Source organism: Variovorax sp. OK212, from assembly GCF_900112425.1.
Classification (GTDB): domain Bacteria; phylum Pseudomonadota; class Gammaproteobacteria; order Burkholderiales; family Burkholderiaceae_C; genus Variovorax.
In genome coordinates this window covers 179182-192130 of sequence record NZ_FOLP01000004.1, presented here as the reverse complement: position 1 = coordinate 192130, position 12949 = coordinate 179182, and the positions used below count along the sequence as shown (strand labels likewise).

Sequence of the window (12949 nt, the reverse complement as noted above, 5' to 3'; positions counted from 1 at the left end):
GAAAGACATCCATGACCGCACTCAACGCCACCCATGACCCGAAGCTGCGCAGCTGGGTCGCCTCGGCCAATGACGCCGGCACCGACTTCCCGGTGCAGAACCTGCCCTTCGGGCGCTTCCGCACCGCGGGCAGCAGCGAAGCCTTCCGCATCGGCGTGGCCATCGGCGACCAGGTGCTCGACCTGCGCGCCACCGGCCTCGTCGACACCGACGACATGAACGTGCTGATGGACGCCAGCGTGAAGGACCGCCAGGCCCTGCGCGCCGCCATCTCCGCCGGCCTGGCCGAAGGCAGCGACAAGCAGGCCGCATGGTCGAAGGCGCTGCTCGCGCAGGCCAAGGCCGAGATGACCGTGCCTTGCCGCATCGGCGACTACACCGACTTCTACACCGGCATCCACCACGCCACCACCATCGGCAAGCTGTTCCGCCCCGACCAGCCGCTGATGCCCAACTACAAGTGGGTGCCCATCGGCTACCACGGCCGTGCGTCGTCCATCGGCGTGAGCGGCCAGAGTTTCAAGCGCCCGCAGGGCCAGACCAAGGCGCCCGATGCCGCGTCGCCGAGCTTCGGCCCGTCGAAGCGGCTCGACTACGAACTGGAGCTGGGCTTCCTGGTGGGCCGCGGCAATGCGCAGGGCGAGCCGATTGCCATCGGCGAGGCCGAAGACCACCTGTTCGGCGTGACGCTGCTCAACGACTGGTCGGCGCGCGACCTGCAGGCCTGGGAATACCAGCCGCTGGGCCCGTTCCTGTCGAAGAACTTCGCCAGCACGCTGTCGCCGTGGATCGTGACGACCGAAGCGCTGGCGCCGTTCCGCGCCAGGTTCGAGCGCCCCGCCGGCGACCCGCAACCGCTGCCCTACCTCGACTCGGCCGCCAACCGCGAGAGCGGCGCGCTCGACATCACGCTCGAAGTGCTGCTGCAGACCGCGAAGATGCGCGCCGAAGGCGTTGCGCCCGTGCGCCTCACGCGCGGCAACACCACCGAAGCCGCCTACTGGACCGCCGCGCAGCTCATCGCGCACCATACGGTGAACGGTTGCAACCTGCAGCCGGGCGACATGCTGGGCTCGGGCACGCTGTCGGGCCCGAAGCCGGACGAAGCGGGTTCGCTGATCGAGCTGACGCTGGGCGGCAAGCAGCCGATCACGCTGCCGAACGGCGAGAAGCGCACGTTCCTGGAAGACGGGGACACGCTGGTGATGCGCGGGTACTGCGAGCGTGCGGGCGCGGTGCGCATCGGGCTGGGTGAAGTCGCGGGGACCGTGGTCGCCTGAGGCTTCGGTACGGTTCCCTTTCCTCGCGTTGTCCCCTCTCCCTCTGGGAGAGGGTCAGGGTGAGGGCAGCGGCCTCAAACATCGCGCGGACTTGATGGCCGCATGCCCCCACCCTCCCCCGGGAGGCGAGGAAGCAAGACGAATCAGGGCGCGGCCGCCGGCGTTGCAACAGGCGACGGCCACGCCACTTCGCTTGCCACGCGCGGCTTGCCGATCGGCGCGGTCGCCTTGCCGATCTTCATCGCGGCCAGGTCGGCCTCGCTCGGGTACTGGTTCGCGAGCCAGTAGTCGAACACGCGGCGCGCAATGGGCGCCGCGGCACCGGCGCCCCAGCCGGCGTTTTCCACGATCACCGCAATGGCGATCTTCGGGTCGTTCACCGGCGCGAAGCCCATGAACAGCGCGTGGTCGCGCTGGTGCTCTTCGAGCGCGCGGGCGTTGTACTTGGTGTTCTGCGCCTGCGTCACGGCCTGCGCCGTGCCGGTCTTGCCGGCCGCCTGGTAGAGCGCGCCCGCGAACACGCCGCGCGCCGTGCCGCTGGTGACCACGCTGGTCAGGCCTTCGCGGATCACCGAGATGGCCGCCGGCGTGTAGCCGAGGTTTTCCGCCGGCACCGGCGGCAGCGGCACCACCTGCCCGCTCACTGTATTGCGCGTGGCCAGCACCAGGTGCGGCCGGTGCTTGATGCCGCCGTCGGCCACGATGGAGGTGGCCTGCGCCAGCTGCAGCATCGTGAACGCGTTGTAGCCCTGCCCGATGCCCAGCGAGATGGTTTCGCCCGCGTACCACTTCTTCTGCTCGGGGCGCTTGTAGGTATTGCGCTTCCACTCGGTGCTGGGCAGCACGCCGCGCACCTCGCCGCCCAGGTCGATGCCGGTGATCTGGCCGAAGCCCAGCGGCTTCATGGAGTCGTGGATCAGGTCCACGCCCATCTCGTTGGCCAGCGAATAGAAATAGATGTTGCTCGACAGCTGGATCGCGCGGCGCATGTCCACGCCGCCCAGGTTGCCTTCGGGGCTGCCGAAGCGGTGGCCGCCGAAGTTGAAGAAGCCGGGGTCGTTCACCACCACGCTGGGGCCGCGCTTGCCCGTCTGCAGCGCCGCCAGCGCCATGAAGGGCTTGTAGGTGGAGCCGGGCGGGTAGGTGCCGCGCAGGGCGCGGTTCAGGAGCGGCTTGTCCAGCGACTCGGTCAGCGCCGCCCAGCTCTCGTTGTCGATGCCCTCGACGAACAGGTTGGGGTCGAAGGTGGGCTTGCTCACGAAGGCCAGCACCTCGCCCGTCTTGGGGTCGATGGCCACCACCGCACCGCGCCGCTCGCCGAACATGTCTTCGACCAGCTTCTGCAGCTTGATGTCCATCGACAGCATCACGGTGTTGCCGGGCGTGGCCGGATGGCTCGCCAGGCGGCGCACCGCGCGCCCGCCGGCCGAGGTCTCCATCTGCTCGACGCCGGTCTGGCCGTGCAGCGTCTTCTCGTAGCTCTGCTCGATGCCGAGCTTGCCGATGTAGTCGGTGCCCTTGTAGTTGGCCTGCTCTTCCTCGTCCCAGTCTTCCATCGCGACCTTCTCGCGCTGGTTGATGCGCCCGATGTAGCCGAGCACGTGCGAGGCGAGCTCGCCCTGCGGATAGTTGCGGAACAGCCGCGCCTTGATTTCCACGCCCGGGAAGCGGTAGCGCTGCGCCGCGAAGCGCGCGACCTCTTCGTCGCTCAGGCGGGTGCGGATGGGAATGGAGTCGAAGCTGCGCGAGTCTTCGCGCAGGCGCTTGAAGCGGCGGCGGTCGCGCGGCGACACCTCGAGCACCTGGGTCAGGCTGTCGATGGTTTCATCGACGTCGGCCACCTTCGAGGGCGTGATCTCCAGCGTGTAGGCCGAATAGTTGGAGGCCAGCACGATGCCGTTGCGGTCGAGGATCAGGCCGCGGTTGGGCACCACCGGCACCACGGCCGTGCGATTGCTCTCGGCCTGCTCGGCCAGGTCTTCATGGCGCGTGACCTGCAGGTAGATCAGCCGCGCGCACAGCAGGCTGAAGGCGAACAACACCGCCATGCCGATGACGATCACGCGGCGCTTGAAGCGCGCGAGGTCGGCGGCGACGTTGCGGATTTCGGTCATGGCGGTGGGAGCTTAGGCGCGTGCAAGTGCTTTTGGCAAATGCACATGCACAAGGCACATGCAGGCAGCAGATGCGGGCAGCAGGGCTTAGAGGGGGCGGTTCTCGTCCGGTTCCGGCGTGCGGCGCTGGGGGGCAAGTAACAGTGCTGTTGCCAGAGGCCACAGCGCAGCTTCTATCGCGGGCGAGACCAGCACCGTCCAGCCGGGGAACACCCCGCCGCCGATCATGCGCGTGACCACCTCGATCAGCTGCGACAGCGCGAACAGCGGCAGCACCTGCAGCGCCTGCGAGAGCACCGGGTACCACAGCAGGCGCCGGTGGATGGTGATCGCGAAGAAGCCCAGCGTGGTGTAGGACAGCGCATGCTGGCCGAGCATCGACGACTGGTGCACGTCCATGCACAGGCCGAAGACGAAGGCCGCGCCGATGCCCACGCGCGAGGGCTGGTGCACGCCCCAGAACACGATCACCAGCGCCAGCAGGTCGGGCATCCAGACCGCGCGGCCGATGGGAACCATGTTGACGAGCAGCGCCACCACGAGGCTCGACCACATGAAGAAGGGGCTGACGGGCAGCAGCAGCTGCTGCTGGCCTGGTCGCTTGATCACCGGCGTTCCCCCTGCTTCTTCTCGTTCTTGCCCGCGCCGGGCTTGCCTTCGGGCCGCTTGCGCGGCGTGGCCGCGGGCGCGGCGGGCGGCGGCGCGGCCGGGTTGCCCGTGGGGGCCAGCACCAGCACGTAGCGCGCGGCCATCACATGGGCCAGCGGCACGCAGTAGATGCGGGCGAAGGCCGAGTCGGCGCGCCGTTCGATGCGCTCGATCTTGGCCACCGGCAGGCCGGCGGGATAGATGCCGTCGACGCCGCTGGTGGAGAGCAGGTCGCCCTCCTGCAGGTCGGCGTTGGCGGCCATGAAGCGCAGCTCCAGCCCGCCGCCGTGCGCCGAGGCGTCGCCGAAGGCCACGCTGCGCACGCCGGTGCGGGTGTTCTGCACGGGAATGGACAGGTCGCGGTCGATCACCAGCGTGACCTCGCTCGTGAACGGCAGCACCTGCGTGACCTGGCCGAGCACGCCGCGCGAATCGATCACCGGCGAGCCGGGCGCCACGCCCTGGGCGAGGCCCTGGTCGATGACGATCTTGCGGGTGTACGGGTCGGCCGCGTCGTAGAGCACCTCGGCGGCGCGGCCCGGCGTGGTGGTGGTCTGGCGCAGCTCGAGCAGCTCGCGCAGGCGGGCGTTGTCCTGCGCCAGCGTGTCGGCCTGCGCGGCGCGTTCGGCCTGCATCATGAGCGCCTTGCGGGCGTCGTCCTCGTTGCGCTGCGCGGTCTGCAGGTCTTCGAAGTAGCGCCCGCCGCCCAGCACCGCCTGCACCGGCTTCAGCGCCATCCATTGCACGGGGTAGAGCACCGCGCCGAGGCCCGCTCGGATCGGTTGCACGATGTGGAAGCGGGCGTCGGCCACCATGAGGAACAGGGCCAGCGCGCCGAAGAAGATCAGCTTGCTGAGCGCCGACTGCCCCTGGTTGAACAGGGGGGGCGCTGTGCGATCGAGCGTGCCCAGAGGCATGAGTTCAGACCCGGCGGTGGTGCGGAATCAAATAACAAAAAGCCGGCCTGCGCAAGCAGAGGCCGGCGATGAGGACGGGGGTCCGGTCACTCACTCGTGAAGATGCTTCCGAGACGGTCCATGCGCTCCAGCGCGATGCCGCAGCCGCGCACCACGCAGGTCAGCGGGTCTTCGGCCACCAGCACCGGCAGGCCGGTTTCCTCGGCCAGCAGGCGGTCCAGGTCGCGCAGCAGCGCGCCGCCGCCGGTCAGCATCATGCCGCGTTCGGCGATGTCGGCGCCCAGTTCGGGAGGCGTCTGCTCGAGCGCGTTCTTCACGGCCGAGACGATGTTGTTCAGCGGATCGGTCAGGGCTTCCAGCACTTCGTTGCTGCTGATGGTGAAGCTGCGCGGCACGCCTTCGGAAAGGTTGCGGCCCTTGACTTCCATTTCCTTGACTTCGGAGCCCGGGAAGGCCGAGCCGATGTTCTTCTTGATGACTTCGGCCGTCGGCTCGCCGATCAGCATGCCGTAGTTGCGGCGGATGTAGTTGATGATGGCTTCGTCGAAGCGGTCGCCGCCCACGCGCACGGAGCCCTTGTAGACCATGCCGCCCAGCGAGATGACGCCCACTTCGGTGGTGCCGCCGCCGATGTCCACCACCATCGAGCCCGAGGCTTCGCTGACGGGCAGGCCGGCGCCGATGGCCGCGGCCATGGGTTCCTCGATGAGGTAGACCGACGTGGCGCCCGCCGCTTCGGCGGCGTCCTTGATGGCGCGGCGCTCGACCTGGGTCGAGCCGCAGGGCACGCAGATGATGATGCGCGGGCTCGGCGTGAGCAGCGTGCGCGGGTGCACCATCTTGATGAACTGCTTGATCATCTGCTCGGTGATCACGAAGTCGGCGATGACGCCGTCCTTCATCGGGCGGATGGCCTCGATGTTGCCGGGCACCTTGCCCAGCATGGCCTTGGCCTCGCGGCCGACGGCCTGGATCACCTTCTTGCCGTGGGGGCCACCTTCGTGGCGGATCGCGACGACCGAGGGCTCGTCCAGCACGATGCCCTTGTTGCGGGCGAATATCAGGGTGTTGGCGGTGCCGAGGTCAATCGCCAGGTCGGTGGAGAAGTACCGACGGAAAGCTCCAAACATGTGCGGAATCCTCTGAGCACGGCCTGCGCACCGGCAGGTCGTCGCTCTATTTTTTGGGTCGTTTGACGGGGTGGATTGATCGTTTTTGGCGCAAAAGCCGGCGTGTTCGCGGGGGTTGCGGCAAAGGCGGGATAATACCCGAATCCCCTCTGATTCCTGTACTAGCACCCGCTTCGGCGTGCGATTCCCCCGCTTTTTTGGGCCGTCCCGTCATATGTCACTTTCCGCATCCGATATTGCGCGCATCGCCTCGCTGGCGAGGCTGCAGCTTGCCCCCGATGAAAGCGAGCGCATGCTCAACCAGATCAACGGCTTCTTCGACCTGGTCGAACGCATGCGTTCGGTGGACACCGCCGGCGTCGAGCCGCTGGCCCACCCCGTGGCGGCGCTCGAAGACATCACGCTGCGCCTGCGCGACGACGTGGTCAGCGAGCCCAACAACCGCGAAGCCAACCAGAAGAGCGCCCCGGCCGTCGAAGCCGGCCTGTTCCTCGTGCCCAAGGTGATCGAATAATGAGCAGCAGCGGTGAATTGCATCAATTGAGCGTGGTCGCGCTGGCCAAGGCGCTGGCCGAACGCAAGGTCTCGGCCGTCGAGGCCTCGCAGGTTTTCCTGGGCCGCATGAAGGCCCACCAGTCGCTGGGCACCTTCGTGGACGTCAATGAAGAGGTCACGCTGGCCCAGGCCCGCGCCGCCGACGCGCTGATCGCCGCCGGCAACGCCCCGGCGCTGGCCGGCGTGCCGATTGCGCACAAGGACATCTTCGTCACCACCGATTTCGCCACCACCGCCGGCTCGAAGATGCTGGCGGGCTACCGCTCGCCGTTCGACGCGACCGTGGTGCGCCGCCTGGCCGAGGCCGGCGCGGTCACGCTGGGCAAGCTGAGCTGCGACGAATTCGCCATGGGCTCGGCCAACGAGAACGTCGCCGTGCCCGCCGTGGGCCACGACACCGCCGTGCCGGTGCAGAACCCCTGGAACCGCGAGCGCATTCCGGGCGGCTCGTCCGGCGCCAGCGCGGCCGCCGTGGCGGCGCGCCTGGCGCCCGCGGCCACCGGCACCGACACCGGCGGCTCCATTCGCCAGCCGGCGTCGTTCTGCGGCGTCACCGGCATCAAGCCGACCTATGGGCGCGCCTCGCGCTACGGCATGGTGGCCTTCGCGTCGAGCCTCGACCAGGCCGGCCCGATGGCCCGCTCGGCCGAAGACTGCGCGCTGCTGCTGTCGGCCTTCTGCGGCCCCGACCTCGACCGCGATTCCACCTCCATCGACAAGCCCGCCGAAGACTTCAGCCGCTCGCTGAACGACTCGCTCGAAGGCCTGCGCATCGGCGTGCCGAAGGAGTTCTTCGGCGAAGGCGTGGCACCCGGCGTGCGCGCGGCCGTGGACGCGGCGCTCGCGCAGTACGAGAAGCTCGGCGCCAGGCGCGTCGAGGTCAGCCTGCCGCGCACCGAGCTGTCGATTCCCGTGTACTACATCCTCGCGGCCGCCGAAGCATCGAGCAACCTGAGCCGCTTCGACGGTGTGAAGTTCGGCCACCGCGCCAAGGACTATTTCGACCCCGCGAGCAAGAAGAGCCCGCTCACGCAGATGTACGAACGCACGCGCGCCGAAGGCTTCGGCGACGAGGTGAAGCGCCGCATCATGATCGGCACCTACGTGCTCTCGCACGGCTACTACGACGCGTACTACCTGCAGGCGCAGAAGGTGCGCCGCATGATCGCCGACGACTTCCAGCAGGCCTTCAGGCAGTGCGACGTGATCGCCGGCCCCGCCGCGCCCACCACCGCGTGGAAGCTCGGCGAACACGGCGACGACCCGGTGGCCGACTACCTGGCCGACATCTTCACGCTGCCCGCCTCGCTGGCCGGCCTGCCGGGCATGAGCGTGCCCGCGGGCTTCGACAGCGGCATGCCCGTGGGCCTGCAGCTGATCGGCAACTACTTCGGCGAAGCGAAGCTGCTCAACGCAGCGCACCGCTTCCAGCAGGCCACCGACTGGCATGCACGCACGCCGGAGGGCTTCTGACATGAGCGAGACCGTGAACACATTCGAAGCACAACAACAGGGCCGCCCGACCGGCCCGCTGGTGCGCGGCTATGAAGTCATCATCGGCTTCGAGACGCACGCCCAGCTGTCGACGAACAGCAAGATCTTCAGCCGCGCCTCCACCGCCTTCGGCGCCGAGCCCAACACGCAGGCCTGCGCCGTCGACCTGGCGCTGCCCGGCACGCTGCCCGTGATGAACAAGGGCGCGGTCGAACGCGCCATCAGGCTCGGCCTGGCGCTGGGCTCGCACATTGCGCCGCGCAGCGTGTTCGCGCGCAAGAACTACTTCTACCCCGACCTGCCCAAGGGCTACCAGATCAGCCAGTTCGAGATTCCGGTGGTGCAGGGCGGCACGGTGTCATTCTTCCTCGGCGAAGAGCAGAAGACCGTGCGCCTGGTGCGCGCCCACCTCGAGGAAGACGCGGGCAAGTCGCTGCACGAGGACTTCATCGGGCAGAGCGGCATCGACCTGAACCGCGCCGGCACGCCGCTGCTCGAAATCGTGACCGAGCCCGACATGCGCTCCACCGCCGAGGCCGTGGCCTATGCGAAGGAGCTGCACAAGATCGTGACGTGGATCGGCATCTGCGACGGCAACATGCAGGAAGGCAGTTTCCGCTGCGACGCCAACGTGTCGGTGCGCAAGCCCGGCGACAAGCTCGGCACGCGGCGCGAGATCAAGAACCTCAACAGCTTCAAGCACATGCAGCAGGCGATCGACTACGAGATCCGCTGGCAGATCGAGGAGATCGAGGACGGCCGCAAGATCGAGCAGGCCACCGTGCTGTTCAACGAAGGCACCGGCGAGACGCGTGCGATGCGCGCCAAGGAAGACTCGGCCGACTACCGCTACTTTCCCGACCCCGACCTGCCGCCGCTGGTGATCGCCGCCGACTGGATCGAACGCGTGAAGGCCGAGATGCCCGAACTGCCGCGCGCCATGGCCGAGCGCTACGTGAGCACGCACGGCCTGTCGGCCTACGACGCCGCGCAGCTCACGCAGAGCGCCGCGCTGGCCGGCTACTTCGACGAAGCCGTGAGCGCGGGCGCCACGCCCAAGCTCGCGAGCAACTGGATCACCGGCGAGATGGCGCGCCGCCTGAACGCCGCCGAGATCGGCATCGAGGCCGCGCCCGTGAAGGCGCAGCAGCTGGGCCAGCTGGTCAAGCGCATCGCCGACGGCACGCTGCCGAACAACGCCGCGCGCCAGGTGTTCGACGCCCTGTGGACCGGCGAAGGCAGCGATGTCGACGCGATCATCGAGGCGAAGGACCTGAAGCCGATGGCCGACACCGGCGCGCTCGACACGATCCTCGACGAGGTGATTGCGAAGAACGCGAAGAATGTCGAGGAGTACCGCGGCGGCAAGGAAAAGGCGCTGAACGCCCTGGTGGGCCAGGTCATGAAGGCCAGCGGCGGCAAGGCCAACCCGGCGCAGGTCACCGAGCTGCTCAAGGCCAAGCTGGCCGCCTGATCGAAGGAAAAAAGCCTGGGCCTTGCGCAAGGCCCAGGCGGGCTCAACCGGGGGGCATCTACGACCCCGTCGGCCTCAGCGCGGGTTGCCGCCGTTCTGCGGCGTCCACAGACCCTTGAGCCGCGTGCGCTCTTCGTCGAAGCGCGCATTCACCCGCTTCTTCTCTTCTTCCTGCTCCGAGATGAAGCGGTTCTGCACGGCCACGCTCTGCGTGTTGTCCTCGAGCTTGCGGCGCACCGCGCCGGGCGCCTTGGTCGGGTCCTGCTTGTAGAACTCCATCTCCTCGTCGATCTTCTTGCGGTCTTCGCCCAGTTCCGCAATGCGCTTGCGCGCCGCCTGGCTCACCACGTCGACCTGCGCCAGCGCCTCGGCGCGCTCGCGGTCGTGCGTGGTGGCGTTCGGGTAGCGCACCAGCAAGGCCCGCTCGCGGCGGCGCTCGTCGGTGATGCGCGCCGCCTGCACGGCGGCTTCACGGGCGCGGTCTTCGCGCTCCTGCAGCTCGCGCGCCGTGTAGGTCGGCTCGATCTTGCGGCGCACCGAGCCGCTCGGGTTCAGTTCGCGCTGCTCGCGGTCGCTGCACTCGGCAATGGGCCGGTCGGCCGTGAGCGTGCGCCCGCGCGCGTCGGTGCAGGTGAAGATGCCGGCGCCCGCGCCTTCCAGTTTCTGCGTTTGCGCATGCAGCGCGCCGCAGAAAAACAGGGACGAGGTTGCCAGGAGCGTGAACGCCGTCGCCAGCAGGCGAGCCGGTTTGCCGTGATCGCGTGCGTGCATCGGGCTGTGCCTCAGCTGGCGCCGTAGCGCGTGCGGTAGGCCAGCACGCGCTCGTGGTGCGCGCCCAGGTCGGCCGCGGCATTGCCCGAGAGGTAGCTCAGCAGGTCGTCCAGCGTGGCGATGGCGATCACCGACAGGCCGAGCTGGTTGCGCACGTACTGCACGGCGCTGTGGTTCACGTCGACACCGTTCTCGGTGGCCTTCTCCTGCCGGTCGAGCGCGATGGCCACGGCATGCGGCGTGGCGCCGGCGGCCTGGATGGCGGCGATCGACTCGCGCACCGCGGTGCCGGCGGACATGACGTCGTCGACGATCAGCACGCGGCCCTGCAGCGGCGCGCCCACCAGGTTGCCGCCCTCGCCGTGCGCCTTGGCTTCCTTGCGGTTGTAGGCAAAGGGGTAGTTGCGACCGCGCCGCGCGAGCTCCGCGGCCACCGTGGCGCCCAGCGGAATGCCCTTGTAGGCGGGGCCGAAGATCATGTCGAATTCGAGCCCGCTCTCGATCAGCCGGTCTGCATAGAATCCGGCCAGACGGGCGATCTTGCCGCCGTCGTCGAAGAGCCCCGAATTGAAGAAATAAGGACTCATTCGACCGGCTTTGGTCTTGAATTCGCCGAAGCGCAGCACGCCGGCATCCAATGCGAACTGGACGAAGTCCTGTGCGACCGCGCTGCTTTTCTCACCATCTACAGCCATCGGAAATTCCTTGTGTTCAAACTGACCAGTCTCAATCTCAATGGCCTGCGTTCGGCCGCTACCAAAGGCGTGGCCGACTGGGTGGCCGAACTTGCGCCGGATTGTATTTGCATGCAGGAGATCCGGGTCCAGGCCAGCGACATCGAAGGCCGTTTCGAGGAGATGGCCGGCCTCAAGGGCCATTTCCACTTCGCCGAGAAAAAAGGATACGCCGGCACGGCCGTCTACACCAAGCACGCACCGAGCCAGGTGGTGGTGGGCTGGGGCGACGCCGAGTTCGACGCCGAGGGCCGCTACCTCGAGCTGCGCTTCGATACGCCCAAGCGCAAGTTCTCGGTCATCAGCTGCTACTTCCCCAGCGGCAGCTCGGGCGAGGAGCGCCAGCAGGCCAAGTTCCGCTTCCTGAAGGGCTTCTTCCCGCACCTGCTGGCGCTGAAGAAGGAGCGCGAGTTCGTGCTGTGTGGCGACATCAACATTGCCCACCAGCAGATCGACCTGAAGAACTGGCGCGGCAACCAGAAGAACAGCGGCTTCCTGCCCGAGGAGCGCGCCTGGATGACCCGCCTGCTCGACGCCGGCACCGACGGCGCGGGCCTGGTGGACGTGTACCGCATGCTCAAGCCCGAGACCACCGCCGACGCCTACACCTGGTGGAGCAACCGCGGCCAGGCCTACGCGAACAACGTGGGGTGGCGGCTGGACTACCACCTGGCCACGCCGGCCATCGGCGCGCTGGCCCGCACCGAGCAGATCTACAAGACCGTGAAGTTCTCGGACCACGCGCCGATCACGGTGGACTACGACTTCACGCTGTAAGCCGGCCCTTCAGCCGCGCCCCCGGCCTCGGCCCAGGCTTCAGCGCGACAGCGCGGGCAGCGCCTTCTCCAGTGTCGCCACGAAGGCCTGCATGGCCTCCGTTTCGTGTGCGCCGCGCTTGGCGATGCGATAGAAGTCGAGCCCGACCTTCGGCTTGGTCAGCACGTCGGTGCGCACGCGGTGGCGGCGGCAGGCCGCGAGTGCAAAGGTCGGCATCACGGCCGTGCCGAAGCCGGCCTCCACCATCGAGATCAGCGTGCCGAAGAAGTTGAACGCCGGACGCTGCGCGTCGGCCAGGCCGATGGCGCCCAGGTGCTGGTCGATCACCTTCTGGATCGGGTTGCCCGGTGGCAGGCCGATGAGCTCGTCGCCGCGCAATGCCGACCACGGCGCCTGGCCGAAGGCCGGGGTCGCACGGCTTGCATCGCCGTCGTTGCCGCCATTGCCGCCATTGCCGCCATTGCCATCATCGACCGGCGCCACCCGCATCAGGTGAAAGCGCCCGACCGGCGTGCGTTGCAGGCCCGGTGCGGCCTTGAAGAAGAAACCCAGCCCCATGTCGGCGTCGCCCGCCGCCACCATGGCCTCGACGTCGCGCAGGTCGGCGTCGAACAGGCGCAGGCTCACCTGCGGGTGCGCCGCGTGGAAGCTGTTGAACACGCGCGGCAGCAGGTGCGACGACACCAGCGGCGTGGCCGCGATGCGCAGCGTGCGGCGCGCCGCCTCGCCCGCCGCGCCCAGCTCGGCCGCCACGTCGTCCAGGTCGGTCACCAGCCGCTCCACCACCGGCAGCAGCCGACGGCCTTCGGGCGTGAGGCTCACCACGCGCGTGGTGCGGTCGAACAGCCGGCAGCCCAGCTGCTTTTCCATCTCGCGCACCAGGATGCTCAGCCCCGCCTGCGTGATGTGCGCCTGCTCGGCCGCGCGCGTGAAGTTGCCGATGCGCGCCACGTGCAGGAACGCGCGCATCTGGCGGGTCGACAGGTTCATAAGCATTCATGATAAATCCATATCACATCTAAATTTCCCAAATGGTTGATCTGCGTTCCTAATCC

12 protein-coding genes are annotated in these 12949 nt (G+C 68.3%); 5 read left to right on the top strand and 7 right to left on the bottom strand.

The genetic code is table 11. The features are described from left to right. Positions 1-11: 11 nt before the first annotated feature. On the top strand, positions 12-1280 hold the full coding sequence (gene fahA / locus BM004_RS14650; RefSeq protein WP_093214372.1) for a fumarylacetoacetase: 1269 nt from the start codon (positions 12-14) through the stop codon (positions 1278-1280). 143 nt (positions 1281-1423) lie between these two features. Here fahA and mrdA read toward each other — a convergent pair whose 3' ends face one another. From mrdA to BM004_RS14630, 4 genes are all read right to left on the bottom strand, one after another. Continuing rightward, positions 1424-3394 carry a penicillin-binding protein 2 gene (gene mrdA, locus BM004_RS14645; protein ID WP_093127749.1) on the bottom strand — a complete coding sequence of 657 codons (1971 nt, stop codon included), beginning with the start codon at positions 3392-3394 and terminating at the stop codon, positions 1424-1426. Between the two features lie 87 nt (positions 3395-3481). Further along, positions 3482-4003: a rod shape-determining protein MreD gene (mreD, locus tag BM004_RS14640; protein ID WP_093127752.1), complete on the bottom strand. Its 522-nt coding sequence runs from the start codon at positions 4001-4003 to the stop codon at positions 3482-3484. Further along, entirely contained in the window at positions 4000-4959 is a 960-nt protein-coding gene (gene mreC, locus BM004_RS14635) for a rod shape-determining protein MreC (RefSeq protein WP_093127755.1), read from the bottom strand. The genes mreD and mreC overlap by 4 nt, the downstream gene beginning before the upstream one ends. Positions 4960-5045: 86 nt before the next feature. Further along, the gene (locus BM004_RS14630) at positions 5046-6089 is read right to left on the bottom strand and encodes a rod shape-determining protein (RefSeq protein ID WP_007833435.1); all 1044 of its coding nucleotides are present in this window, start codon (positions 6087-6089) and stop codon (positions 5046-5048) included. Between the two features lie 214 nt (positions 6090-6303). Here BM004_RS14630 and gatC point away from each other — a divergent pair, with 214 nt between their 5' ends. Genes gatC through gatB form a run of 3 tightly spaced genes read left to right on the top strand, consistent with a single transcriptional unit; the run spans position 6304 to position 9612 of the window. Then, complete coding sequence (gene gatC, locus BM004_RS14625) at positions 6304-6603, top strand: Asp-tRNA(Asn)/Glu-tRNA(Gln) amidotransferase subunit GatC (protein WP_093127757.1); 300 nt, start codon at positions 6304-6306, stop codon at positions 6601-6603. After that, on the top strand, positions 6603-8117 hold the full coding sequence (gatA, locus tag BM004_RS14620; RefSeq protein WP_093214369.1) for an Asp-tRNA(Asn)/Glu-tRNA(Gln) amidotransferase subunit GatA: 1515 nt from the start codon (positions 6603-6605) through the stop codon (positions 8115-8117). The genes gatC and gatA overlap by 1 nt, the downstream gene beginning before the upstream one ends. Position 8118: 1 nt before the next feature. After that, positions 8119-9612: an Asp-tRNA(Asn)/Glu-tRNA(Gln) amidotransferase subunit GatB gene (gene gatB, locus BM004_RS14615; protein WP_093214367.1), complete on the top strand. Its 1494-nt coding sequence runs from the start codon at positions 8119-8121 to the stop codon at positions 9610-9612. A 75-nt stretch (positions 9613-9687) separates the two neighbouring features. Here gatB and BM004_RS14610 read toward each other — a convergent pair whose 3' ends face one another. Both BM004_RS14610 and pyrE read right to left on the bottom strand, forming a co-directional pair. After that, positions 9688-10383, bottom strand: coding sequence for a DUF4124 domain-containing protein (locus BM004_RS14610; RefSeq protein ID WP_093214364.1), 696 nt, complete (start codon positions 10381-10383; stop codon positions 9688-9690). Between the two features lie 11 nt (positions 10384-10394). After that, positions 10395-11078: an orotate phosphoribosyltransferase gene (pyrE, locus tag BM004_RS14605; protein WP_093127767.1), complete on the bottom strand. Its 684-nt coding sequence runs from the start codon at positions 11076-11078 to the stop codon at positions 10395-10397. 12 nt (positions 11079-11090) lie between these two features. On the opposite strand from pyrE, the gene BM004_RS14600 reads away from it, so the two are divergent. Continuing rightward, positions 11091-11894, top strand: coding sequence for an exodeoxyribonuclease III (locus BM004_RS14600; protein WP_093127770.1), 804 nt, complete (start codon positions 11091-11093; stop codon positions 11892-11894). Between the two features lie 39 nt (positions 11895-11933). On the opposite strand, the gene BM004_RS14595 is transcribed toward BM004_RS14600, so the two are convergent. Next, positions 11934-12884, bottom strand: a complete 951-nt coding sequence (locus BM004_RS14595) for a LysR family transcriptional regulator (protein ID WP_093214362.1) — start codon at positions 12882-12884, stop codon at positions 11934-11936. Positions 12885-12949 lie beyond the last annotated feature (65 nt).

Excerpts from the sequence above, each read along its gene's own strand:
- fahA (WP_093214372.1), top strand. The coding sequence starts at position 12 with ATGACCGCACTCAACGCCACCCATGACCCGAAGCTGCGCAGCTGGGTC.
- mrdA (WP_093127749.1), bottom strand. The coding sequence starts at position 3,394 with ATGACCGAAATCCGCAACGTCGCCGCCGACCTCGCGCGCTTCAAGCGC.
- mreC (WP_093127755.1), bottom strand. The coding sequence starts at position 4,959 with ATGCCTCTGGGCACGCTCGATCGCACAGCGCCCCCCCTGTTCAACCAG.
- BM004_RS14630 (WP_007833435.1), bottom strand. The coding sequence starts at position 6,089 with ATGTTTGGAGCTTTCCGTCGGTACTTCTCCACCGACCTGGCGATTGAC.
- gatC (WP_093127757.1), top strand. The coding sequence starts at position 6,304 with ATGTCACTTTCCGCATCCGATATTGCGCGCATCGCCTCGCTGGCGAGG.
- gatA (WP_093214369.1), top strand. The coding sequence starts at position 6,603 with ATGAGCAGCAGCGGTGAATTGCATCAATTGAGCGTGGTCGCGCTGGCC.
- gatB (WP_093214367.1), top strand. The coding sequence starts at position 8,119 with ATGAGCGAGACCGTGAACACATTCGAAGCACAACAACAGGGCCGCCCG.
- BM004_RS14610 (WP_093214364.1), bottom strand. The coding sequence starts at position 10,383 with ATGCACGCACGCGATCACGGCAAACCGGCTCGCCTGCTGGCGACGGCG.
- pyrE (WP_093127767.1), bottom strand. The coding sequence starts at position 11,078 with ATGGCTGTAGATGGTGAGAAAAGCAGCGCGGTCGCACAGGACTTCGTC.
- BM004_RS14595 (WP_093214362.1), bottom strand. The coding sequence starts at position 12,884 with ATGAACCTGTCGACCCGCCAGATGCGCGCGTTCCTGCACGTGGCGCGC.